General features: G+C 70.2%; 18 protein-coding genes and 1 pseudogene. 6 read left to right on the forward strand and 13 right to left on the reverse strand.

What is annotated here, in order from left to right:
* Positions 1–61: 61 nt before the first annotated feature.
* Genes ASE43_RS20330 through ASE43_RS20340 form a run of 3 tightly spaced genes read left to right on the forward strand, consistent with a single transcriptional unit; the run spans position 62 to position 3455 of the window.
* Positions 62–1120: a homoserine O-succinyltransferase gene (locus ASE43_RS20330; protein ID WP_082607418.1), complete on the forward strand. Its 1059-nt coding sequence runs from the start codon at positions 62–64 to the stop codon at positions 1118–1120.
* On the forward strand, positions 1117–2346 hold the full coding sequence (locus ASE43_RS20335) for an O-succinylhomoserine (thiol)-lyase (protein ID WP_057161732.1): 1230 nt from the start codon (positions 1117–1119) through the stop codon (positions 2344–2346). The genes ASE43_RS20330 and ASE43_RS20335 overlap by 4 nt, the downstream gene beginning before the upstream one ends.
* Positions 2343–3455 (forward strand): homoserine dehydrogenase, encoded by a 1113-nt coding sequence (locus tag ASE43_RS20340; RefSeq protein WP_056182665.1) that lies wholly within the window; start codon positions 2343–2345, stop codon positions 3453–3455. The genes ASE43_RS20335 and ASE43_RS20340 overlap by 4 nt, the downstream gene beginning before the upstream one ends.
* Positions 3456–3926: 471 nt before the next feature.
* Here the strand turns inward: ASE43_RS20340 and ASE43_RS22940 are convergent, their stop codons facing one another.
* The 10 genes from ASE43_RS22940 to ASE43_RS20390 form a co-directional block, all read right to left on the reverse strand.
* Positions 3927–5981 (reverse strand): glycosyl hydrolase family 18 protein, encoded by a 2055-nt coding sequence (locus ASE43_RS22940; RefSeq protein ID WP_057161733.1) that lies wholly within the window; start codon positions 5979–5981, stop codon positions 3927–3929.
* A gap of 557 nt (positions 5982–6538) precedes the next feature.
* A complete protein-coding gene (locus ASE43_RS20350; RefSeq protein ID WP_057161734.1) occupies positions 6539–7807 on the reverse strand; it encodes a cytochrome c in 1269 nt (422 codons plus the stop codon).
* Entirely contained in the window at positions 7804–8361 is a 558-nt protein-coding gene (locus ASE43_RS20355; protein ID WP_057161735.1) for a (2Fe-2S)-binding protein, read from the reverse strand. Before ASE43_RS20355 ends, ASE43_RS20350 begins: the two co-directional genes overlap by 4 nt.
* A complete protein-coding gene (locus tag ASE43_RS20360; protein ID WP_057161736.1) occupies positions 8358–11228 on the reverse strand; it encodes a molybdopterin cofactor-binding domain-containing protein in 2871 nt (956 codons plus the stop codon). Before ASE43_RS20360 ends, ASE43_RS20355 begins: the two co-directional genes overlap by 4 nt.
* Before the next feature lie 139 nt (positions 11229–11367).
* Positions 11368–12357, reverse strand: a complete 990-nt coding sequence (locus tag ASE43_RS20365; RefSeq protein WP_157500155.1) for a DUF6708 domain-containing protein — start codon at positions 12355–12357, stop codon at positions 11368–11370.
* A 61-nt stretch (positions 12358–12418) separates the two neighbouring features.
* On the reverse strand, positions 12419–13090 hold the full coding sequence (locus tag ASE43_RS20370) for an alpha/beta fold hydrolase (protein ID WP_057161738.1): 672 nt from the start codon (positions 13088–13090) through the stop codon (positions 12419–12421).
* Positions 13091–13116: 26 nt separating this feature from the next.
* Positions 13117–13794: a hypothetical protein gene (locus ASE43_RS22780; RefSeq protein ID WP_235568848.1), complete on the reverse strand. Its 678-nt coding sequence runs from the start codon at positions 13792–13794 to the stop codon at positions 13117–13119.
* Positions 13791–14018, reverse strand: coding sequence for a hypothetical protein (locus ASE43_RS20380; protein ID WP_057161739.1), 228 nt, complete (start codon positions 14016–14018; stop codon positions 13791–13793). Before ASE43_RS20380 ends, ASE43_RS22780 begins: the two co-directional genes overlap by 4 nt.
* Positions 14019–14040: 22 nt before the next feature.
* The gene (locus tag ASE43_RS20385; protein ID WP_057161740.1) at positions 14041–15423 is read right to left on the reverse strand and encodes an L-serine ammonia-lyase; all 1383 of its coding nucleotides are present in this window, start codon (positions 15421–15423) and stop codon (positions 14041–14043) included.
* 39 nt (positions 15424–15462) lie between these two features.
* Positions 15463–15846 (reverse strand): hypothetical protein, encoded by a 384-nt coding sequence (locus ASE43_RS20390; RefSeq protein WP_057161741.1) that lies wholly within the window; start codon positions 15844–15846, stop codon positions 15463–15465.
* Positions 15847–15915: 69 nt separating this feature from the next.
* Between ASE43_RS20390 and ASE43_RS20395 the strand changes: the two genes are divergently transcribed.
* On the forward strand, positions 15916–16143 hold the full coding sequence (locus ASE43_RS20395; protein WP_057161742.1) for a glutaredoxin family protein: 228 nt from the start codon (positions 15916–15918) through the stop codon (positions 16141–16143).
* Positions 16144–16238: 95 nt separating this feature from the next.
* Here ASE43_RS20395 and ASE43_RS20400 read toward each other — a convergent pair whose 3' ends face one another.
* The 3 genes and pseudogenes from ASE43_RS20400 to ASE43_RS20410 all read right to left on the reverse strand — a co-directional run bounded on the left by ASE43_RS20400 (position 16239) and on the right by ASE43_RS20410 (position 18074).
* On the reverse strand, positions 16239–16787 hold the full coding sequence (locus tag ASE43_RS20400; protein ID WP_056182698.1) for a YceI family protein: 549 nt from the start codon (positions 16785–16787) through the stop codon (positions 16239–16241).
* Positions 16788–16869: 82 nt separating this feature from the next.
* Positions 16870–17406, reverse strand: a pseudogene (locus ASE43_RS20405) (cytochrome b); the annotation flags it as partial.
* A complete protein-coding gene (locus tag ASE43_RS20410) occupies positions 17403–18074 on the reverse strand; it encodes a YceI family protein (protein WP_057161768.1) in 672 nt (223 codons plus the stop codon). The gene ASE43_RS20410 and the pseudogene ASE43_RS20405, both read right to left, overlap by 4 nt.
* Before the next feature lie 254 nt (positions 18075–18328).
* Between ASE43_RS20410 and ASE43_RS20415 the strand changes: the two genes are divergently transcribed.
* Positions 18329–21892, forward strand: a complete 3564-nt coding sequence (locus ASE43_RS20415) for an ATP-binding protein (protein ID WP_057161743.1) — start codon at positions 18329–18331, stop codon at positions 21890–21892.
* Between the two features lie 118 nt (positions 21893–22010).
* A complete protein-coding gene (locus ASE43_RS20420; protein WP_157489420.1) occupies positions 22011–23009 on the forward strand; it encodes a hypothetical protein in 999 nt (332 codons plus the stop codon).
* The last annotated feature ends 20 nt before the right edge of the window (positions 23010–23029 follow it).

Here is a 23029-nt window from a genome sequence, read left to right on the forward strand (position 1 = left end):
GTGCGCTGCTGCGCACGAGCGACTTGCAAGCTCGATGGCCCCGTCACTTCGGATGCCCGCCATGAGCTTCGCCCCCGCTACCGCCTACGCAGACTCCTCCCTATCGCAGGCCCCGGCCGCGTTCGAACGCAGCGACGCCTACGTCGCCCTGAGCGGCGAGCGCGACGCCGCGCGCGGCGAGCTGCGCATCGAGCTCGACCTACGCCATGCCGGCCGCCGCAGCGTGGTGCTGCGCTACGAAATCCAGGGTGAGGCCTCGCTGCCGGTGCTGTTCGTGGCCGGTGGGATCTCCGCGCACCGCCATCTCGCGCCCAGCCGCGCCTATCCCGAAGGCGGCTGGTGGGAGACCCAGGTCGGCCGCGGCCGCGCCCTCGATCCCAGCCGCCATCGCCTGCTCGCGTTCGATTGGCTGGGCGCCGACGGCGCGCTCGACGTGGCCCTGGACCCGGCCGATCAGGCCGACGCGATCGCCGCGCTGCTGGATGCGCTGCGGATCCAGCGCCTGGAGGCCTTCGTCGGCTATTCCTACGGCGCCATGGTCGGCCTGCAGTTCGCCGCGCGCCACCCGCAGCGCGTCGGCGCGCTGGTCTCGATCAGCGGTACCCACCGCGCCCACCCCTATGCCGCCGCCTGGCGCGCGCTGCAGCGCCGCGCGGTCGCGCTGGGCGCGCTGCAATGCGACGAGAGCCAGGGCCTGGCGCTGGCGCGCGAACTGGCGGTGCTGAGCTACCGCACGCCGGAGGAGTTCGCCGAGCGCTTCGGCGCCGCCCAGGTGCGCGACGGCCGCGTGCGCGTGGACGCCGAGGACTACCTCGACCATTGCGGCGCCAAGTACGTGGCGCGCACCCCGACCGCGGCCTTCCTGCGGCTGTCCGAATCGATCGACCTGCAGCAGGTCGATCCCAGCCTGATCCGCGTGCCCGTCACCGTGGTCGCGGTCAGCGAAGACCGCCTGATTCCGCTGTCCGAATCCTACGACCTGGTCGAGCGCCTGCGCGGCGAAACCCGCCTGCGCGTGCTGCGCTCGATCTACGGACACGACGCCTGCCTCAAGGAGGCCGGCGACATCGACACCATCCTGCGCGAAGCGCTGGCCGACTGTACCCAGGCGGCGGCATGAGCACCCATAACGAAGGAACGACCGCCGTGACCCAGATCCGCACCCGCAACGCCTGCACCGCCGCCGTCCGTGCCGGCATCGACCGCGACGCGGCCTACGGCGCGGTCACGCCGCCGATCGTGCTGTCGTCCAACTTCAGCTTCGCCGGCTACAACGACAAGCGTCAGTACGACTACACCCGCAGCGGCAATCCCACCCGCGATCTGCTGGGCGAGGCGATCGCCGAGCTCGAAGGCGGCGTCGGCGGCGTCATTACCAGCACCGGCATGGCCGCGATCACCCTGGTCCTGCACGCCTTCCTCAAGCCCGGCGATCGCATCGTGGTACCGCACGACGGCTACGGCGGCAGCTGGCGCCTGTTCAACGCGCTGGCCGCCAAGGGCGCGTTCGAGCTGATCACCGCCGACCTCACCGATCCGCGTTCGCTGACCGAGGCCCTGCAGAGCAAGCCGGCCGTGGTCTGGATCGAAACGCCGTCCAACCCGCTGCTGCGCATCACCGACCTGCGCTTCGTGATCGAGGCCGCGCACGCCCAGGGCGCGCTGACCGTGGTCGACAACACCTTCCTGTCGCCGGCCCTGCAGCGCCCGATCGCGTTCGGCGCCGACCTGGTCGTGCACTCGACCACCAAGTACATCAACGGCCACAGCGACGTGGTCGGCGGCGCGGTGGTGGCCAAGAGCGCCGAGCACCATCAGCAGCTGACCTGGTGGGCGAACGCGCTGGGCCTGACCGGCTCGCCCTTCGACGCCTTCCTGACCCTGCGCGGCCTGCGCACCCTGGACGCGCGCCTGCGCGTGCATCAGGAGAACACCCAGGCCATCGCCGCGCTGCTGGACGCGCACCCGGCGGTGCGGGTGGTGCATTACCCGGGCCTGGAATCGCACCCGGGCCACGCCCTGGCGGCGCGCCAGCAGCTCGGCTTCGGCGCCATGCTCAGCGTCGAGATCGAAGGCGGCGAAGCGGCGGTGCGCGCCTTCGTCGAGGGCCTGGAGTGCTTCACCCTGGCTGAGTCGCTGGGCGGCGTGGAAAGCCTGATCGCGCATCCGGCCACCATGACCCACGCGGCGATGTCGCCCGAAGCGCGCGCCGCGGCCGGCATCGGCGACGGCCTGCTGCGTCTGTCGGTGGGCATCGAGCATGTGGACGATCTGATCGCCGACCTCGAGGCCGCGCTGGAGCGCGCGGCCGACGCGGTGGCCACGGCGGCGCGCGCGAAACGATGAGCGCCGCGGCCGACGTCCTGCAGACGCAGGCGCAGCAGGCGCTCGCGCCGCATCCCTATCGCAGCGCGGCGCCGGCGCGCGTGGCCCTGCTCGGCACCGGCACCGTCGGCGGCGCGGTGCTCGCGCGCTTGCAAGCGTGGCAGGGCTCGCCGCTGGGCGAGCGCCTGGCGCTGGTGCACGTGGCCAATTCGCGGCGCGCGCTGGCCGATGGCGCCGGCCTTGCCCCCGAACGCGCGGCCGCCGCGCTGGCCGAGGCCAGCCAGGCCAGTTCGCTGGACAGCGTCGCCCTCGCGTTGGGCGACGGCGGCGCGCGCGTGGTGATCGACGCCACCGCCAGCAGCGCGGTCGCAGAACGCCATGCGCAGTGGTTGGCGCAGGGCATCCATGTGGTCACCGCCTGCAAGATCGGGCAGGGCACCTCGCTCGCGCGCTGGCGCGCGATCCGCGGCGCTTGCGCGGTCGGCGGCAGCGGCTACGGCGACAGCGCCACGGTCGGCGCGGGCCTGCCCTTGCTTCGATCCTTGCGCGAACTGCAGGCCGGCGGCGACCGCATCCGCGCGATCGCCGGCGTGCTGTCCGGCTCGCTGGCCTGGCTGTTCAATCACTACGACGGCATGCGCCCGTTCTCGTCGCTGGTGCGGCAGGCGCGCGACGCCGGCTACACCGAGCCCGACCCGCGTGACGATCTGTCCGGCGAGGACGTGCGCCGCAAGCTGCTGATCCTGGCGCGTGCCTCGGGCGTGGCATTGGAGGCCGGCGAAGTCGAGGTCGCCTCGCTGGTGCCGCCGGAGTTGGCGATCCTGTCGCGCGATGGCGTCGATGCCGCGCTGCCGGCGTTGGACGCGCCGCTGCGCGAACGCTACGCGGCCGCCTACAAGAACGGCGAGCGTCTGCGTTTCATCGCGCGCCTGCAGGACGGCGCGGCGCGGGTGGGGCTGGAGTCGCTGCCGGCCGATCATCCGCTGGCCGGCGGCGCCGGCACCGACAACAAGGTCGCGATCTGGTCCGACCGCTATCGCGAGCAGCCGCTGGTGATCCAGGGCCCGGGCGCGGGCGCCGAAGTCACCGCCGCCGGTTTGCTGGACGATGTGCTGCGCTTGGTGAGCTGAGCGCGGAGGTCGCCGTCGAGCTGCCACGGCCTAGGTGTGGGATCGGCGCAAGCCGCGACCACGAAGCTTCGGCCACGACGTGCTCGCGGCTTGCGCCGCTACTACCCCGGCGGGACCGGGCTGCGGAGATGTCGCCGTTCGCTCTCTGTGGGAGCGGCGTAAGCCGCGATCGCGCTACCGCAGATTCCATCGAACGCCCCGATGGCGAAAGCAAGCCCCTCCGCCGTCGCGATGTCATCGGCGTATCTGGATCCGCGGCCGTGCGTGTTGCCGCGATCGCGGTTCACGCCGCGCCCACACAGAGCTAGTGCTTCGGCGAATGTGTCGCACACAAAACGGCCGCATGCGCGCATGCGGCCGTTCGCGTTCAACTGATTCGATACGTTGGGATAAATCCGGGGCGCCGGCCCGAGGGGAGGCCGGCGCCCCGAGGCAAGCGCCGGACCGCGAACGGTCCGGCGCTGCGCAAGCTCACTGCAGGCCGTCGCGGATCGCGGTGGCCAGACTGCCCTGCGGGTCGTCGCCGCTGAACTCCCAGAAGAACGCGCCGCCGAGGTTCTGCGCCTTCACGTAGCCCATCTTCTCGATGATCATGGCCGGCGTGTCGTAGCTCCAGAACGTGCTGCCGTCGTACTTCCAGGTCGCGCGCGCATTGGCGTCGGTGTAGATCGTGCCGGGCCGGTTCTTGAGCACCTTGTAGTCCTCGTTGCCGGCCTCGTAGGTGCCGGGCGCCGCGGTGCCGTTCTGGTACAGGCCGTTGTTGACGTTGGCCACGCCGGTCCAGCCGCGACCGTAGAAGCCGATGCCCAGGTTGAGCTTGGCCGCCGGCACGCCGCGCGACAGGAAGGCCTCGAGCGCGTCGTTGGTGTTGTAGAACTTCTGATCGCCGGTAGAGGGATCGTTGGGCGAATCGAACAGCGCCGAGTGATGGTTGGTCTTCGCATCCCAGGTGCCGTGGAAGTCGTAGGTCATCACGTTGATGTAGTCCAGGTACTGGTGATACGCGGCCGGGTTGGTCACGCGCACCTTGTCCACGCCCGCGCCGGCGGCGATGGTCAGCAGCAGGCCGGGGCGCACCGCGTTGAGCTGGCTGCGGAACTCGGCCAGCAGGGCGGTGAAGTTGGCGCTTTCCTCCGCCGTGCCGCAGGTCAGGCCGCACGCGGCCGGGTATTCCCAGTCCAGATCGATGCCGTCGAACACGCCGGCCGCCGCGCCCACGCCGCCGGCGCCATCGGTCACCGGCAGGTTGCCGCGGATGTAGGCGTCGATGCACGAGGCGACGAAGGCCTGGCGGTTTTCCGGACGCGCCGCGCTGGCGAAACCGCGCGACCAGGTCCAGCCGCCCAGCGAAATCAGCACCTTCAGGCCCGGGTACTTGGCCTTGAGCTGCTTGAGCTGGTTCCAGTTGCCGCGCAGCGGCTGGTCCCAGGTGTCGGCCGCGCCGCTCACGCTTTCGCCGGCGCCGAAGGACTTGCTGTAGTCGGCGAAGGCGTCGCCGCCGGCACCGGTGTTGGGATCGGAGGGCTGGATCACGCCGACTTCGCAGCGGTTGTTGCGCACGTTGCCGAAGGCGTAGTTGATGTGGGTCAGCTTGGCGGCCGAACCGCTGGTGTCGATGTTCTTGACCCGGTAGTTGCGGCCGTAGATGCCCCACTGGGTGAAGTAGCCGATCACCCGCTTGTTGCCGCCGCCGCCGCCCTGGGTGGTGCTGGCGCTGATCTGCGCGCTTTGCGCGGAGGCGTTGCCGGCGTTGTCGCGGGCGCGTACGCGGAAGGCGTAGGCGGTGTTGGCGGTGAGGCCGCTGGCGGTGTAGCTGGTCGCGGTCGGCGAGCCGACCAGGCTGCCGTCGCGGTAGACGTCGTAGCCGGCCACGCCGCTGCCGCCGCTGTTGTCGGTGGACGCGTTCCAGGTCAGCGAGATGCTGCTGGAGGTCTGCGCGGGCGAGCTCAGGCCGCCCGGCACGCTGGGCGGCGTGGTGTCGGTGGACGGCGCGGTCACGGTGATGGTCGAGGTCGACGAGGTGGTGCTGGCGCCCTGGTTATCGGTGGCGACCGCCTTGAAGGCATGGCTGCCGGCGCTGGCGTTGCTCCAGATCGCGCTGTAGGGCGAGCTGGTGTCCACGCCCAGCGAGACGCTGCCGCGGAAGAATTCGACCTGGGCGACGCTGCCGTCGCTGTCGGAGGCGTTGGCGCTCACCGCGATGTTGGCGCCGGTGTTGTAGCTGCCGCCGTTGGCCGGCGAGGTCAGGCTGACGCTGGGAGGCTGATTGCCGCCCGCGCCGCAGGCGCCGAGATCCTGATACCAGCCGCAGCTGGGGCAGTGGGTCGGCGGCGCGTTCCAAATCTGGATGTTGGCCTGGTAAAGCCGGTTCTGATAGACCAGCTTGTCGCCGGGGTTATAGATGGTCGCCGAGTTCCAGGCCGGAATATTGGCGCAGCTCGCGCTTTGCGCCAGCGCGTTGGAGCCCCAGGACGCCGCGAGCAGGCAGGTCCATAGCGCCAGTGTGGTCGATCTTGCGTGCTTCATGAGCGTCCTCTCCCTTGCGAAGTCCGATGCGAAATCCCGCGCCGTCGCCGGCCGGTGCTGTCCCTCTGTGTCTGGAAAGGAGGCGCGTGGCCTCGGTGCTGCGCGGGAGGTTCGAACCTCCTCGTAGGTCGCCGTGGAACGGCGTGAAACGGTCGGGCAGGGCCCGTGCGTGCCTGGTGGTTCCCTCCCCGCAGCCCGTGTGGCGGCGCGCGGGGCCGTTTCAGCGCCCCGCTCGCCTGTGTCGAGGGCCGAGGCTGTTTTTTGCTGACAACGTTGTCAATCGCGTGCGTATGGGTTTGCGGTGCAGTTCACAGAATTACATGACAACGTCGGTCACCAGAGGTCGTGTATGTTGCGTTGCAGCGAGGTGTAAATGACCGAGAGACAATCGCGGTGTGCCTTGCGACGGCACGCGGCGGTTGCGGGAGGGCGATCGGCGCGGCTCAAGAGGGGCGGCGCGAGCCGCGATCGCGCCTCTACGCGCAGGGGCGTCGACGCGGTCGTCCGATGGATCACGGTCGCGGCGTGCGCCGCTCCTGCACCGAGCGCAGCAGCGCTCAGTGCGCGCGCTTGCCCTTGCGCAGCTCGGCGACGGCGTCTGCGTTCACGGGGGCCGCGCCGCTTTGCGCGCGCAGCCAGTTCGCGAGTTCGGCGACCTGAGCGTCGTCCAAATCCTGGGCGAAGCCCGGCATCGGCTGCATGCGTTCCAGGCCGACCAGGTCGTGCTCGGGCAGGCCGTCGAGCACGGCGACGATCAGGTTGTGCGGATCGCGATCGCGCACGCTGCTGTTGTCGCGCAATCCGGGCGCGACATGCGGTACGCCTTCGCGGTCGCGGCCGTGGCAGCCCGCGCACAGGTCCAGGTAATGGCGGCGTCCGCCCTCGGGCGCCGCGGTGCCGGCTTGAGCGATCGCTTGCGCGGCAAGGGGCTTGTCGCCAAGCAGGTAGACGGTCATCGCATCCAGATCGCCGGGCGTGAGCCGGCTGGTCGACAGCCGCACCACGGTCAGCATTTCGTCCGAGGCCACCGCGCGCGGGTTGAGTCCGGTCGCCAGATAGCCGCGCAGCTGCGCCGCGTCCCAACCGCGCGCGGCCAGGCCTTGCGGGGTGATGTCGGGCGCGGCGAAACGCCCGAGTTCGTTGTTGCCGGCCAAAGGCTGGGCGCGCTTGAGCTGCCCGGCCCAGCCGCGCGGGCTGTGGCATTCGCCGCAATGGCCGAGGGTCTCGACCAGGTAGCGGCCGCGCTGCCAGGCCGGCGACGCGCCTTGCGAGGCCGGCGTCGCGTCCGCGCCTGCCCCGGCGAAGGCCAGATTCCACAGCGCGATGCCGCTGCGGATATTGAAGGGAAAGCTCACGCCGTTCTTGCGATTGGGCTGCGCGACCGCGGGCTGGTTCATCAGATAGGCGTAGATCGCGTCCGAGTCCTCGCGCGCGATCGTGCGGTACGACACGTAGGGCATGGCCGGGTACAGCTGGTGGCCGTCGCGGGCTTCGCCGCGGCTGAGCGCGTGGTGGAAATCCTCGGCGGTGTAACGGCCGATGCCGTGTTCGGGAGCGGGGGTGATGTTGGTGCCGTGGATGGCGCCGAACGGCGAGGCCAGCGCCACCCCGCCCGCGAACGGCGCGCCGCCGGGCGCGGTATGGCAGGCGGCGCAGTCGGCGGCATCGGTGAGGTAGCGTCCGCGCGCGAGTTGCTGGGCGCTGGCCTCGACTTTCTGAGTCGGGCCGCGTCCGGCCCACCATTGCAGCAGCCAGCTCGCGATCAGCCAGATCGCCAGCAGCAGCACCGCCCAGGCCAGAATGCGCCGCCAGCCGACCCGGGTCATGGCGTGCGCTCCCGCACCAGGCCCGGCGTGGCCAGCACCAGCGCTTTCACGGCCTGGTAATAGCGCACGTAACCGGTGCAGCGGCACAGGTGCGGGTCCAGGGCCTCGGTGATGGTGGTTTCGACCTCGGCCGCGGCCACCGGGTTTTTCTTCAGCCGTTCCAGCAGCACGGTGGCGGCGTTGACGAAGCCCGGCGTGCAATAGCCGCACTGGAAACTGAAATGGTCGAGGAAGGCCTGCTGCACCGGCGAGAGTTCGACGATCGCGCCGGCCGCGTCGCGCCGCGCATGGCCTTCGACGGTGCGGATGCGCTTGCCGGCGAAGTAGTGTGCGCCGGTGATGCAACTGCGTACTTCGCGCGGGCCGTGCTCGTCGTCGACGATCACCGTGCACGCGCGGCACACGCCCTGGCCGCAGCCGAAGCGGGTGCCGGTGAGGCCGAGGTACTCGTGCAGCACGTCGACCAGCATCATGTCCTCGGGCACGTCGATCGGGCCGTGGGCGCGGCCATTGACGTGCAGGGCCAGCGGTCGCTTTACGATGGGCGCGCTCATGCGGCGTTCTCCGAGGTGGCGCTGTCCGAGCTTGACGGCGTGGCGCCGCCGGCGAGCGCCGCCAGCACCTTCTCGGGCGTGATCGGCAGTTCGCGCAGGCGCCGTCCGGTGGCGTGCGCGACCGCGTTGGCGATCGCCGGCACCACCGCGATCATCACCACCTCGGCCATGCCCTTGGGCGGATCGGTGTCGGACAGCGGCGCCAGCACTTCGCCGCTTTGCTTCCATACCGCCACGTCGTGCGCGCGCGGCAGGGTGTAGCGGTTGAAGTTCCAGGTGCCGTTGCCGGGGCCGTCCTCGTACAGCGGCAGAAATTCGTGCAGGGCATGGCCGATGCCCATCGCCAGCCCGCCCTGGAGCTGGCCGGAGACCAGTTCGGGCACGATCTGGTTGCCGCATTCCAGGATGGAGTGGTGGTTGAGCAGTTCGACCGCGCCGGTGGCGGTGTCGACCGCGACCTCGGCCAGAGTGCCGATCGCGCTGTAGTAGACGACGCCGGCGTTGTTGCGCTGGGTCGGCGGGTAGTGGGCGCGCGTGCGCTCGATCATGCGGTAGCCGTTCGCGGTCGGCGTGCCGACGCCCGCGCCGCTGCCGTCGCCCCAACGCAGCGCCACGCCGTCCAGCGGCAGGCGTGCGTCGTCGCCCGACAGCGGGAACTCGGCTTCGGCCCATTGCCAGCGGTTGAAGGTGTGCACGATCGCGCCGGTCGCCAGGCCCAACTCATGCGCCTTGGCCGCCAGTTGCGCCAGGGTCAGCGGCACCAGACCGGCCGCGGTGAGCTTGCCTTCGATCCAGCGCGCGTCCTCGCGCCGCACCACCAGCGGCGCCAACTGGCCGCCGCCGTAGCCCTGGCCCCACAGGGCGCGCGCGGCCGGCCACAGGCCCTGGGTGAACAACAACCGCGCGGCCTCGCGCGTGGCGTGGCCGAAGAAATACGCCGAGTTGCTGGCGCTGCTGGGGATCACCCGGTTCGGCGTCCAGCGCGGATCGCCCTGATGGCGGTCCTGATCGGCTTGCGACATCAGCCAGGGATCGCCGGTCGCGACCATGGGCAGCTCCGGCCAGTCGATCTCGCCGGTGCGCACCTCGTCGGCGGGCCGGCCCAGCCATTGCGCGCAGATCGCGGCCTGGCTGGTGGTCATGCCGGTGCCCATCTCGATCGCGACCTGGCGCAGCAGGATATGGCCGTCCTTGGACAGCGCGACTTCGGCGAAGCCGGATTCGGCGCCGGTGCCGAAATCCTTCTGCACGCAGCCGAAGCCCACGCCGTAGCGCTTGCCCGGATGCGCGGCCTCGTACTCGCGCTTGCGCTTGCCGCGCTCGCGCCACAGCGGATGCGCCTTGGCCTGGGCCAGCACTTCGTCGGCGCGCTGGGCGCCGCCCGGGATCGCGCCCTGGGTGTTCTTCATGCCGGACTTGAACACGTTGCGCTCGCGCAGCTCGATCGGGTCCAGCCCGAGTTCGCTGGCGACCTCGTCGACCAGCATCTCGGTCGCGCCCATGCTCTGCAGGGTGCCGTAGCCGCGCGCCGAACCGGCGTCGAGCGCGCGCGAGGCGATCACGGTGCTGGCCAGGTCGCTGCGCGGGAAGTAATAGATCGACTGCGCCGCGGTCGCCGCGACCAGGCACACCGAGGGCGAGAAGTTGCGCCGGCCGCCGCCGTCGCCGGTCATGTCGCCTTGCAGGATCTCGAAGCGGCCGCTTTTGCGATCCACCGCGATCTTGTAGCGCATGCGGAAGCTGTGGCGCTTGAGGCTGGCCTGGAACTGCTCGTAGCGGTCGTTGGCCAGGCGCACCGCGCGGCCGTCGCCGTACAGCCCCGCGATCAGGGCGTAGAACGGGAACGGGTTGTGGTCCTTGGAGCCGTAGCCGACGGTGTAGCAGGGGTGCAGCACCAGCCGCTTCACGCCCAGCGCGCTCGCCGCCAGCATGCGCGCGCCGTCCTCGGCGATTTCCTGCGGCGACTGGGTCGCGGCGACCAAGTGCAGCGTGGCGTTGTCGCGGTCGTACCAGCCGTTGCCGTTGTCGGGTTCCAGCGCGGCGGTGTCGATGGATTGCGAGTAGTACTCGCGCTGCAGCACCAGGCGCCCTTCGGCGGGCGCGTCCAGGCTGGCCGCCATCGCCGCCGCATGCGCCGCGCCCTGTGCGTCGATCGCGCCGTCGGCGTTCGCGGCCGGCCACTGCGGCTGGTTCTTGCGATAGCCGGACGGGAACAGCGGCGTGTCCTTGAGGCTGGAATAGGCGTCGTCGTCGTAAGCGGTGGCGCCGCCCACGCGCACGTAGCGGAAGCTCGCCCAGGGATCGCGCTGTAGCGGGCCAGTCTCGGCGCCCCAGCGAATGAGATCGTCGCGGAACTTGAGCCGGGTCTTGGCGGCGCGGAAGCGGTCGAAGTCGTGCCAGATCAGCAGCGCGACCGCATGCCCCAGGTAGGCCGGCGTCTGGCCTTCGGGCAGCAGCATGTGCTCGCCGTAGAAGGGCGGAAAGCCGACGCCGTCGCGCGCGAGATCGGCGGCGGTGACGATGCGGTCGGGTTGCAGGCCCGCGCCCAGCACGGACAGGTCGTAGCCGGCATAGGCGCGATCGGCGCGGGTCACGCGCAGCAGCATCGCGTGCGCCTGCTGCCGCGGCCAGCCGGGTAGGTCGCGCGCGCGCATGTCGAAGCTGAAGACTTTTTCGCCGGTGACCTTGGCGGTGGCGTCGGTGCGGTAACGGATTTTGCCGGTGGCCGCATCCCAGGGCATGGGCCGCAGGCGCTCGCGTTCGAACAGGGCGGCCAGCGCGGCGCTGCCCGGCGCGGCGACGTAGACCGAGATCCCGGCCACCACGCTGCATTTGAGGAAATCGCGACGGCTGAGGCGGGCTGGCATGGAGGGCGTCCTAGCTGGCTCCAGCGCATAGTAACCACAAGTCCGGCGGGAAAAATCGCCGTGCGCCGCATGGCCGGCGCAGGGCGCGCTTACGCCGTCGGCGATGTGTAGACCTTGTGAGGACGAGGGCGCCGGCCGGTCAGCCTGGCCGCTTCGAGGCCTCGTCCACGCCGGCGGGCCAGGTCGCGTCCGGGGCCAGCCGCATCACGATGACGTTGCCCACGCCGAACAACAGCCACAGCGGGAACGGCAGCGACATCAACACCATCATCAGCGTGCCGAAGAAACCGCGCATGCGTTCGCGCGCGCGCCGGCCCGTCGGGGTCGGTGCGAACCAAGGCATGGCGAACAGCAGGCAGTCGATGAAGCGCGGGGTCCGATCGCGCAGCTGTTGCGCAGGCAGGCCTTCCAGGCCGTCGTTCATGTAGCGGCGCAGCAGCTCCCACTGCTCCTCGTACTGGCCGGTCGTCTGCGCGCCCTGTTGCAGCCGGAAGCGGTCGACTTCCTCGAAGGAGCCCGGCGCGCAGGCCACGAGTTCGAACGCATAGCGCCACGTCGCCACTTCGCCGCCGGAGTCGATCTGCTGGGTGATCTCGGCCTGCAGCGTGGACCAAGCGAAGACTTTCGCGTCGCCGCCCCAGCGGCCGAAGGGGTTGTGGTTCCAGAGGTAGCGGTTGGCGTAGACCAAGCCCTGGCGGCGATTGAAGCGGACAGGCCGGTCCTTGGGCAGGCGCAGATCGAGGCGCAGGAAGAACAGGGCCAGACAGAACATCGGCAGCGACGCGGCAATCAACACGCCATCGGCCCAGATGTCGAAGCCACGCGCCGGCCAGGTGATGGACATCAGGTAGCCGGGAAACAAGCCCGTGGCCAGGCAGATGATGCCGCACCAAAACAGGGGGCCTCTGGGAATGTCCGTGGCCATCGAGAACTCCAGATAGGTCTCGTCCAGATGGTTCAACTCATCCCAGCTGTCGGCCTTGCCGGAAGGCGGCGCATCCCGCAATGCCAGGTCCTGCTCCCACCGCGGGTGGGCGGGCTGGATGCGGGGCGTACGCTGAAGTTCCGTCTCGAGGGTCATGGTCGTCCTGTTCGTCGAGACATAGTAACCATCGGGCGCCGCCGCCATCCGCGCCGGCCTGGCCGTACCGCTGTGCGAACGGGCCCGGTCGTCCGCCGGGGCAGCGCGTTCAAGTCTCGAACGCGCGCTTGATAGCGGCGGCGGCCTCGACGGCTTTCGCCTGCAGCAGGAAGTGCGGGCCGTCGAGTTCCACGCACTTCGCCTGCGTCAGCGTCGCGCGTATGTGTTCCCAACTGCGCCGCGACACCAGCCGATCGTGGCGGCCGCGCAGGTACAGCAGCGGGCAGGCGACGCGGCTCAGGGCGGCGGTTTCATCGGCTGTGCTGCCCGCGCGCATGCGCGCCCGGATCGTCGCCGGGTCCAGCGTGGCCAGTACCTCGCGAGTGCGCGCCAGCCATTTATCGTCGGCCCAGGCCCCCAGCATCGTCGCCGCCGTCAGGCGGGTCGGGACACGGTCGATCGGCAAGACGGTACCGATCCATCCCAGCCACGAGGCAGGTAACAGCCAGCCCGGCGGACTGGGAGCGCGTGCGAAGGACGCGCATAGCACCAGGCCGCGCAGACCGGCGGGCCGCGAGGCGGCGATGCGGATCGCAATGGGGCCGGAAAAGGACTCGCCCAGCAACACGAAGGGCTGGTCGTGCGGCAGGCGCGCGCGTACGTAGTCGGTGAGTTCGTCGTAGCCCAGCGCGGCGTCGTCCGGGTAGCGCACGATGTCGGCGTCGAATTCGGGCGCCAAGGCTGCGACGAAATCGCCGAGCAGTTCGCCGGTGCCATCCATGCCGGGGAGCAGCAGGCAGCGGATGGCTAGGCCCCGTCTGCGGGCGTCAGGCGGGTCTCCAACCGATCCAGCATGCGCAATACGTACTGGCGATTGCGCGCGAGTTTGATCCAGGTCGGAAGCCGCGACATCATCGAGCGTCCGTTCAAACCCTGACGTTCGCGGTGCTGCGCACCTACATAGCGGCGGAGTTCTTCGAGATGGTCGCGGTTGTATACCCACAGCGGTCCGGAGCGAGTCGTTACGATCAAACGCAGCGGTAGACCGAAGTGCGGATCGTGTCCGTCTCCGACATGCAGCCGATGGGCCGATACATCCACCATGCTGCTATGCGCGCAGATCGGGCATGTCCTGGCGATGCTGCCGAAACCTGGGGTCAGTCGCAGGTCGGGCACGGTCGACGAGTCCGCTTTAAAGTCGCGCTGTTCGCTGACGTGCAGCCATTGGTGGCCGCAGTAGCCGCACGGGCGGCGGCCCCATAGGCAGATCGAGCCCAGCCAATCGTCGCGTTCGCTGCGGGCTTCCAGGCCGCAGTGAGCGCACATGTAGCGGGCCACCCAATGGCGGCTGGTCCAGGACGCATGCACCGCGCCGGATCGGTCGCAGCGGGCGCAGCGTACCTCGACGCGCTCGGCGAACGATGACAAGCGCATGCCGACATCGCGATGGCGCGTGGGTGCGGCGATGTTCGCGGCTGGCGTCATTTGACCCGCGTCAGCCCGCGATACCCGTCGTCGGCGGTTTCGACATGAATGCCCAGCGGTTCGGCGCCGGCGGTGATCTTGAGCCGCGCGCCGGGCGCCAGCTCCGATTCGATCACCGTCTGCGCCGGCGTGGTGATCTTCACCCGCATGCCGACGCTGCCGCCGTTGTCGATGTTGAGCACGTCGCCGGGCTTGAGGTCCTGGGTACGGGTGTCGCTGCTCATGTCGTGATCCGTGGCGCGCGCCTCAGCACTCGATCACGTTGACCGCCAGACCGCCGCGCGAGGTTTCCTTGTACTTGTCCTGCATGTCGCGGCCGGTGTCGCGCATGGTCTTGATGACCTTGTCCAGGCTGACCTTGTGCTTGCCGTCGCCGCGCATGGCCATGCGGTAGGCATTGATCGCCTTGACCGCGCCCATGGCGTTGCGCTCGATGCAGGGGATCTGGACCAGGCCGCCGATCGGGTCGCAGGTCAGGCCCAGGTTGTGTTCCATGCCGATCTCGGCCGCGTTCTCGATCTGGCTGGCGGTGCCGCCCAACGCCGCGACCAGGCCGGCGGCGGCCATCGAGCAGGCCACGCCGACCTCGCCCTGGCAGCCGACTTCGGCGCCGCTGATCGAGGCGTTTTCCTTGTACAGGATGCCGACCGCGGCCGCGGTGAGCAGGAAATCGCGCACGCCCTGGATGTTCGCGCCCGGGCAGAAACGGTCGTAGTAGTGCAGCACCGAGGGGATGATGCCGGCTGCGCCGTTGGTGGGCGCGGTGACCACGCGGCCGCCGGCGGCGTTCTCTTCGTTGACCGCTAGCGCGTACAGGTTGACCCAGTCGAGCACGGTCAGCGGATCGCGCATTGCCGCTTCGGGCTTGCTCGACAGTTCGCCGAACAGCGCCGGCGCGCGCCGCGACACGTGCAGTCCGCCGGGCAGGGTGCCGGTCTGGCGGATGCCGCGCTCGACGCAGGCCTGCATCGCCTTCCAGATCTCGTCCAGGCCGCTGTCGATCTGGTCCGGTGTGCGCCAGGCCTGTTCGTTGGCGTACATCAGCGCGGCGATGCTCAAGCCGCTGCGCTGCGCCTGCGCCAGCAGTTCGTCGCCGGAATGGAAGGGGTAGGGCAGGTCGGTGGTGTCGGCGACGATGCGGTCTTCGGCCGCTTCGTCCTGATTGACCACGAAGCCGCCGCCGACCGAGTAGTAGTCGCGCGTGGCGATCACTTCGCCGTCGCCGTCGTAGGCGGTGAAGCGCATGCCGTTGGTGTGGAACGGCAGCTTCTGGCGCTTGTTCATGATCAGATCGTGCTTCTCGTCGAAGCCGATCTCGCGCTGACCGAACAAACGGATGCGCTTGCTGCTACGAATGCGCTCCAGCGCCTCGGGAATGATGTCGGGATCGATCTGGTTCGGCCAATGGCCTTCCAGGCCCATCAGCACGGCCTTGTCGGTGCCGTGGCCGCGGCCGGTGAGCGCCAGCGAGCCGAACACTTCGGCGCGCAGCCGCGCGCAGCGTTCGAGCTCGCCGTTCTCGACCAGCCAACGTTCGACGAAGCGCGCCGCGGCGCGCATCGGGCCGACGGTGTGCGAGGAACTCGGCCCGATGCCGATTTTGAAAAGATCGAAGGTGCTGACGGCCATGGGGCGGGGGATGCTCGGCTGGAGGGCGATGGGACGCGGTCAGCGTCCGTTGGCGATCTTGCGGTAGCGGGCGCTGCTGGTTTCGTCGGCTTCGCGCAGCAGCAGGATGTCAGGGCCGCTCATGCGCACCGCGTAGTCCCAGCGCTGCCCGCTGGCGGCGTGCTCTATGCGCAGGCGACAGGTCTTGGGGTCGAAGCTCCAACGGCCGTCGAGCAGGTCCGGGCGCTCGTGCAGCCAGGAGTCGAAGCCGCGCTGGCCGTCGCGTTGGTTTAGCTCGAACTGCTCGAAATGGCCGCCGTCGTCGCTTTCCCAGGCCGCGATCAGCTGCGCGGGTTGGACCTTGCAGGCCGGAGCGGCCCACGCCACGGCCGGCGCCAGCAGCAGCGCGCCCAGGATCGCAGCGTGGATCGAGCGGAAGGCCATGAGCCGTCCCAAGATGGACTCTAGGTATTCTAGACGCTCGCGAACCCCTCCACCTCAGTACGCAAGCGCATGCACCTGATCCTGTACCAACGCGACGACTGTCATCTCTGCGACCTGGCCCTGGAGGTCCTGGCGCAGGCGCGCGCGCCCGAATTCGACAGCGTCTTCATCGACGAGGACCAGGCGCTGGAGGCGCGTTACGGCACGCGCGTGCCGGTGTTGCGCGACCAGGCGCGCGGGCTGGAGCTGGAGTGGCCGTTCGACGCGGCGCGGCTGCGGGCGTTTCTGGGCGGCTGAGCCGGCACGCCCGCGAGCGGGCGATGGTGCGGTGCGCCTTCGGCTTACCGCACCCTACGCGAGGCGTAAGGTGCGGGGCGATCGCGCTTTCGGGCTTACTTCGCCGGCACCAGAATGACCTTGGTGCTGACCGCGACTTCGTTGGGGATGACCGAGGTGTCGGCCCAATCGCCGCCGCCGACGCCGAAGTCCAGGCGCTTGACCGTAGCCTTGCCGCTCAACACCGGCTTGGCGCCCGGGGTCCAGGTGAACGTCAGGGTGACCGGCTTGCTCACGCCGCGCAGGCTCAGGCTGCCGTCGGCGGCGTAATTGTTGCCGCCCAGGCTGCGAAACTTGGTGGCGGTGAAACGCGCCTGCGGGAACTTGGCGATGCTGAAGAAGTCCGCGCCCTTGAGGTTGTCGTCGCGTTCGGCGTTGGCGGTGCTGACGCCGGCCAGGGGAATGACCACGTCGAGCTTCGAGTTCGTCAGGTTCGCCGGATCGAAGCTGAGCTTGGTGGTGAAACCGGGCAGGCGGCCGCTGAACACTTCGCCCTGGTACTTGGTGGCGAAGGTCAGGGTGGAGCCGGGCGCCTGCGCGTAGTCGGCGGCGTAGACCGGTGCGGCGGCGAACAGCAGGGCGACGGCGAGCGGCTTAAGGGACATCGGGATTCTCCGGAATGGGGGTGGGGGCGACGGCGGCGACGGGCACGGCTTGGGCAGCGGCCGGCGCCTGGCGCAGGCGCATCGGCAGCATGCGCCGCAGGGTGTCGTCGTTCTGGAACAGGTGGTGGTAGAAGGCGGCGCCCGCGTGCGCGAGCACCAGCACCAGCAACAGCCAGAAGCCGTTCTCGTGCAGCGATTCGCTCAGATCGGCCAGGCCGGAGTTGACCGCGGCGATCTTGGGCAGGTTGAACAGGCCGAAGTACTGCAGCGGATAGCCGGAGCTGGAGTTGAACAGCCAACCGGTGATCGGCATGGCGAACATCAGCAGGTACAGCGCCCAATGGGTGAGCGAGGCGATGCGCTCCTGCCAATGCGGCGTGCCCGCGACCGGCTTGGGCGCGCCGGCGTAGAAGCGCCACAGCAGGCGCAGGACCACCAGCGCCAGCAGGGTCAGACCCAGCGATTTGTGCAGGGCGTAGATCTTGATCTTGGGCAGGCCGTTGGCCATGTCGGTCATGGTCAGGCCGATGATCGCGATCGCCGTGATCAGCAGCACGATCGCCCAATGCAGCAGCTGGCTGATCGCGCCCCAGCGGAGTTCGGTGTTCTTGATCGTCATGCGTGCGGTACCGGGGCGGGTTCGTAGGGGTCGTTGTCGGGCTTGCTCGGCGGCGCGGACGGCGCGACTTCGGGTTCGGCGGCCGGTGGCGGCTCGTCGGCTTCGCCGGCCTGGCGATCGCGCACGGCCTCGGCCTCGATGCGCAGTTCGACGCTGTCGCCGATCACCGATTTCCAGGCGTCGATGCCGAACGCGGCGCGACTGAGGGTGGCGGTGGCGGAGAAGCCGGCGGTGCGGCGGAACGGCGGCAGCGGATGGCGCTTGAGCGCGTTGAGGGTCACGTCCATGCACAGCGGCGCGCTGCGGCCGTGCAGGCTGAGCTGGCCGCAGACCTTGGCATGATCGGCGTCGACCGGCTCGACGCGGTCGGAGACGAAGCGCGCTTCCGGATAGCGTTCGCCATCGAGCAGGTTGCGCGCCAGCGCGGCCGCGTTCCATTTGGCATCGCCCAGGTCCAATCGGGTCAGCGGCACGCGCACGTCCAGACGCGCGCTGCGCCAGTCCTCGCGATCGAAGCTCAGCGTGCCGGTGCTGCCCGATACGGTGCCCAGGGCCTTGGAGAAGCCGGCATGCGAGATCGCGAACATCACCCGCGTGTGCACCGGATCCAGCGCGTAGGTGTCCGGCCCGGCCGCACGCGCCTGCGGCGCCAGCGCGCACAGCGCCAGCGCGCACCACAGCGGACGGTAGGACGGATTCGGCACGCGGCGCTCCTAAGGCAGGTCCGACCTGCATCGTCCGGGGATTCTATGGACCGCACGATGAACCCGTAGACGCGTGTCCGCAACGGTCCGTTGCGGCTTGGTCGCGGAACGCGGGGGTGGGGCGCGCGGTCGTGGGCCTTGCTTCGCCGGGCCCGGATCGGGGAGCCTAGCGGCCGTACAGCAAGGAATCGGACCCGAGGATGCTCAGGCCAGCGGTCGTGCATGGAAGCCCGGGATGGGCGCGTTGGCTGTGCTGGCTGCTGCTCGCGGCGCTGGCGCTGCCGGTGCGCGCGGCGCTGCCGGAGACGCCGCAGTTCCGCTACTACGGCGTCGCCGAGGGCATGCCCTCCAGCACCGTGGCCGCGCTCGCCCAGGATGCCGAGGGCTACATCTGGCTGGCCACCCACGATGGCCTGGCGCGTTACGACGGCATCAGCTTCCGGGTCTGGCGCCACGTGCCCGGCGATCCGGGCTCGCTGCCCAGCAACATGGTCCAGGCCTTGCACGTGGATGCGCGCAACCGGGTCTGGGTCGGGCTCAGCGGCGGCGGCCTGCACATGCTCGACCGCGAGCGTCAGAACTTCGTCCACTACAGCCGCGACACCCATCCCGACATCGGCAGCGACGAGATCTACACGATCACGTCCACGCCCGACGGCGCGATCTGGTTCGGCACCGACGGCGCGGGCGTGCACCGCCTCGACGCCGAAGGCCGCATCACCCGCTACATGCCCGACAAGGCCGGCGCGGCCAAGGGCGCGCCCGCGGCGCAGAGCGGTCTGCCCGGCGAATACATCTGGACCATGAAGACCGACAGCAGCGGTCGGCTGTGGGTGGGCACGACCACCGGCCTGGCCTACTGGGACGGCGCGCGTTTCCGCACGGTCGCGCATGCGGGCATCAGCGGCGCCTGGGTCACCGCCTTGACGCCGGCCGCCGACGGTACGCTGTGGATCGGCGCCGGTCTGCGCGCGTTCCGGCGCACGCCCGACGGCCGCATCGCGCAGATGCCGTGGTTTCAGCCCGCCGACAAGATCGGTGTGTACGGCGTGGTCGGCGACGGTCCCGGCAGCTACTGGGTCGCGACCCATCGCGGTCTGCGTCGCGTGCTCGGCGGGCGCTTGATGCCGCCGGCTGGCGACATCGCGATCTCGGAAATCAACACCCTCGATCTGCTGCAGGACCACGAAGGCGGTTGGTGGTTCGCGACCGAGGAGGAGGGCGTCGCCTATCTGGCGCCGAACTGGCGGCAGTTCACCGTGCTCAAGCCCGGCACCGGCCGCCCCGGCGCGACGCGCGTGGGCTACATGCGCGACCTTGCGACCAGCCGCGACGGCAACGTGTGGATGGTCGGCGAGCGCGGCGTGGTCGATCACCTGAACCTGGCCGACGGCCGCTCGACCCAGCGCAAGGTGCCGGCGGTGGCCGACGCCGCGCTGTATTCGATGCTGGAGGCGCGCGACGGCGCCTTGTGGTTCGGCGACAACCACGGCCTCTCGCGGGTGGCGCCGGATGGCAGCGTGCGCAACTGGAGCGCGAGCTCGCCGCGCGACGCGGCGCTGGGCGACGACGGCATCACCGACCAGCTGGTGCAGACGCCCGATGGCAACGTCTGGATCGCCTACATGCCGCCGGCGCTGCAGATGCGCGACAGCGAGGGGCGGGTGCAGCTGTCGGTGAAGCCGGAGGACGACCGCGGCGTCGACAGCCTGTACATCGAGCAGATCGATGTCGGCCCCGACGGCGCGCTGTGGATGGCCGGGCCCTCCGGCCTGTCGCGCTGGAACGCGGCCGCGCGCCGCTTCGACGCCTTGCCGGGCGGGCCGGCCGGGCGCGTGTTCGGCTTCGCGATGGCCGGCAAGGACCGGCTGTGGCTGCATCGTCTGGAAGCCTTGGAGCAATACGCCTGGGACGGTCGCGAGCTGCGCCTGCTGGCGCGCGTGAGCGGCGACGAAGGCCTGCCGGCGACCGAGTCCGGCGGCGTGCTGGCCTGGGGCGACAACGTCTGGCTGACCACGCGCCGCGGCCTGATCTGCTGGAACCAGACCCGCCAGCGCCTGCGCATCTACGGCATGCGCGACGGCCTGCCCAGCCAGGAGTTCACCGAGCGCAATCCGCTGCTCACGCCCTCCGGCGTGGCCGCGGCGGTGACCATGGACGGCGTGGTCCTGTTCGACGCGGGGCGCGCGCCGGAGGCGGCCAAGTCGCCGCGCCTGGTGATCGAAACCCTGAGCTACCGCCGCGACGAGGACGAGTTCAAGCTCGATCCCGAGCGCCCGGTGGTGCTGGGCCCGCAGGACCGCGACCTGCGCGTGTCGGCGCGCCTGCTGTCCTTCGTCGATCTGCAATCGCATCGCTACCGCTTCCGTTTGCACGGCTACGACCCGGATTGGGTGATCCAGTCCGGCAACGGCGAGCGCGTGTTCTCCAAGCTGGAACCCGGCACTTACCGCATGGAAGTGCAGGCGGCCAACGCCGACGGCATCTGGTCGCAGTCGCGCCAGTTCTCGCTGACCGTGCAGCCGCCGTGGTGGCGCACGCCACCGGCGCTGGCGGCGCTGGTCGGCATCGCGATCCTGGGCGCGTGGTGGGCGGCCGATCGTTACCGCAGACGGCTCAAGCGCCGTCTCGACTGGCAGGCCGCCGAGCACGAGCGCGAGATCGCCAAGGAGGCCTCGCTGGCCAAGACCCGCTTCCTCGCCACGCTGGGCCACGAAGTGCGTACGCCGATGACCGGCGTGCTGGGCATGAGCGAACTGCTGCTGGACACGTCGCTGGATACCCAGCAGCGCAGTTACACCGAATCGATCCAGCGCGCCGGCAAGCACCTGCTGCGTCTGGTCAACGACGCGCTGGACCTGGCCCGGATCGAATCGGGCAAGCTGGAGCTGGCCGACGAGGCCTTCGATGTGCGCGCGCTGGTCGAGGACGCGAGCGCGCTGATGGCGCCGCTGGCGCGCAAGCGCGGCCTGGCCTTCGAGCTGGACATCGCGCACGACGCGCCGCGCGGTTTGCGCGGCGACCCGCATCGGGTCCGGCAGATCCTGCTCAACCTGCTCGGCAATGCGATCAAGTTCACCGAACAGGGCCAGGTCTCGCTGCGGGTATCGGCGATGGCGCCGCAGGGCGTGCGCTTCGAAGTCGCCGACACCGGCCCGGGCTTGAACGAAGAGCAGCAGTCGCGCTTGTTCCGCCGCTTCGAGCAGGCCGAGGGCGCACGCACCGCCGCGCGCTACGGCGGCAGCGGCCTGGGGCTGGCGATCTGTCAGGAGCTGGCGGCGGCGATGAACGGATTGCTTACCGTGGACAGCCGGCCCGGCGAAGGCGCGCGCTTCTGCTTCGAACTGCCGCTGCCGGCGGCGATCGTCGCCAGCGGCGCCAGCGCGCCCGACCGGGTCGGCGCATCGCGGCGCGCGCCGCTGGCGCTGCTGTTGGTCGAGGACGATACGACCGTGGCCCTGGTCATCGCCGGCCTGCTGCGTGCGCAGGGGCATTGCGTGACCCATGTCGGCAACGGCCTGGGCGCGCTGACCGAGGTGGCGACGGCGAACTACGACGCGGCCTTGCTCGATCTCGATCTGCCCGGTCTCAACGGCCTGGACCTGGCCCGCCAACTGCGCGCCCAGGGCTACGCGCGCCCGCTGATCGCGGTCACCGCGCGCGCCGATGCCGATGCCGAACCGCAGGCGATCGCGGCCGGCTTCGATCGCTTCCTGCGCAAGCCGGTGACCGGCGCGATGCTGGCCGCGGTGCTGGACGAGGCGCTGCCGCCGACCGCGTGAAGGCCGGCTGTCCCGGCGGCGTGCGGCAGGCTGGCAGGTGCCGCCGAAGCGGCGCATGATCGCGACGTAAGCAGGGTCGCGGAAGCGGCGCTGCAGGCAGGCGGAATCGGGAGCGAAGATGATCGGTACAGCGGTGCGCGGGGTGGGCTGCGCGGGGGCGATGGGCTGGGCCTTGCTCGGTGCGCTCGCGTGGATACCGGCCGTCGCGCGCGGCGCCGACGCCGTCGCCAGCGCCGATACGGCGCAGACGCAGACGGTGCCGCTGTTGGGCGGTTACCTGCGCGAGACCCGGGTGGTGTATCCGCTGCGTGTGGGCAAATGGCAGGCGGTGGACGAACACCGCTACGACCGCCAGGAATTCGGCGTGTCGGTACGCTACGCGCTGAGCAACCGCAGCGATCGTTGGATCGACGTGTACTTCTATCCGGCCGGCGTGCTGTCGCCGGACGAGTTCGAGCGCGTCGCCGGCGAGGAGCGCGAGGCCCTGGCCGAGGTCGGCCGTCAGCCCGGCGGTTACCAGGACATGGACATGGGCGAGCTGCGCAGCTTCGCCTCGGCGCGCCGCAAGGACGGCGCGGTCAGCGGGCGCTCGCTGGACCTGGCCTACACCAGCCAGGGCGAGCGCAAGAGTTCGGCGATGACTCTGCAACTGGATCGCATGTACCTGGTCAAGGGCCGCTACAGCGTGCCGGCCAAGGCGGCCACGCCCGCGCAGGCGCGCGCCTCGCTAGAGGAATTCGCGTCCGATCTGTCCGGGCGCCTGACCGTGGCCAGCACCGGCCGCTGCTGGGACCCGCTGCCGATCGAAAAACTCGAAGCCGGCGCGCCCACGCCCAGCGGCGCGGTGTCCACGCTGTCCAAGGACGGCGTGGACAGCGTTTACCTGATGAGCGACCGCGTGCTTGCGCGCGAGCCGCAGTCGGACGAGGCGCGCGCGCTGATGATGATCGGTATGGGCCTGCACAAGCGCCTGCAGCCGGGCTGTGAACCGCCGGAGGAGATCGAGCAGGCGGTGCCCAAGGACATGCGCGAGATCCGCCTCGAGTACGGCGCGCCCAGCGACGCGCCGGCGGACCCTTCGCGGCTGCTGCGCAGCAATAAGATCGACGTGGGTTGAAGGCCGGGATTGGGGATTCG

Source organism: Lysobacter sp. Root983 (genome assembly GCF_001429345.1).
GTDB lineage: Bacteria > Pseudomonadota > Gammaproteobacteria > Xanthomonadales > Xanthomonadaceae > Lysobacter.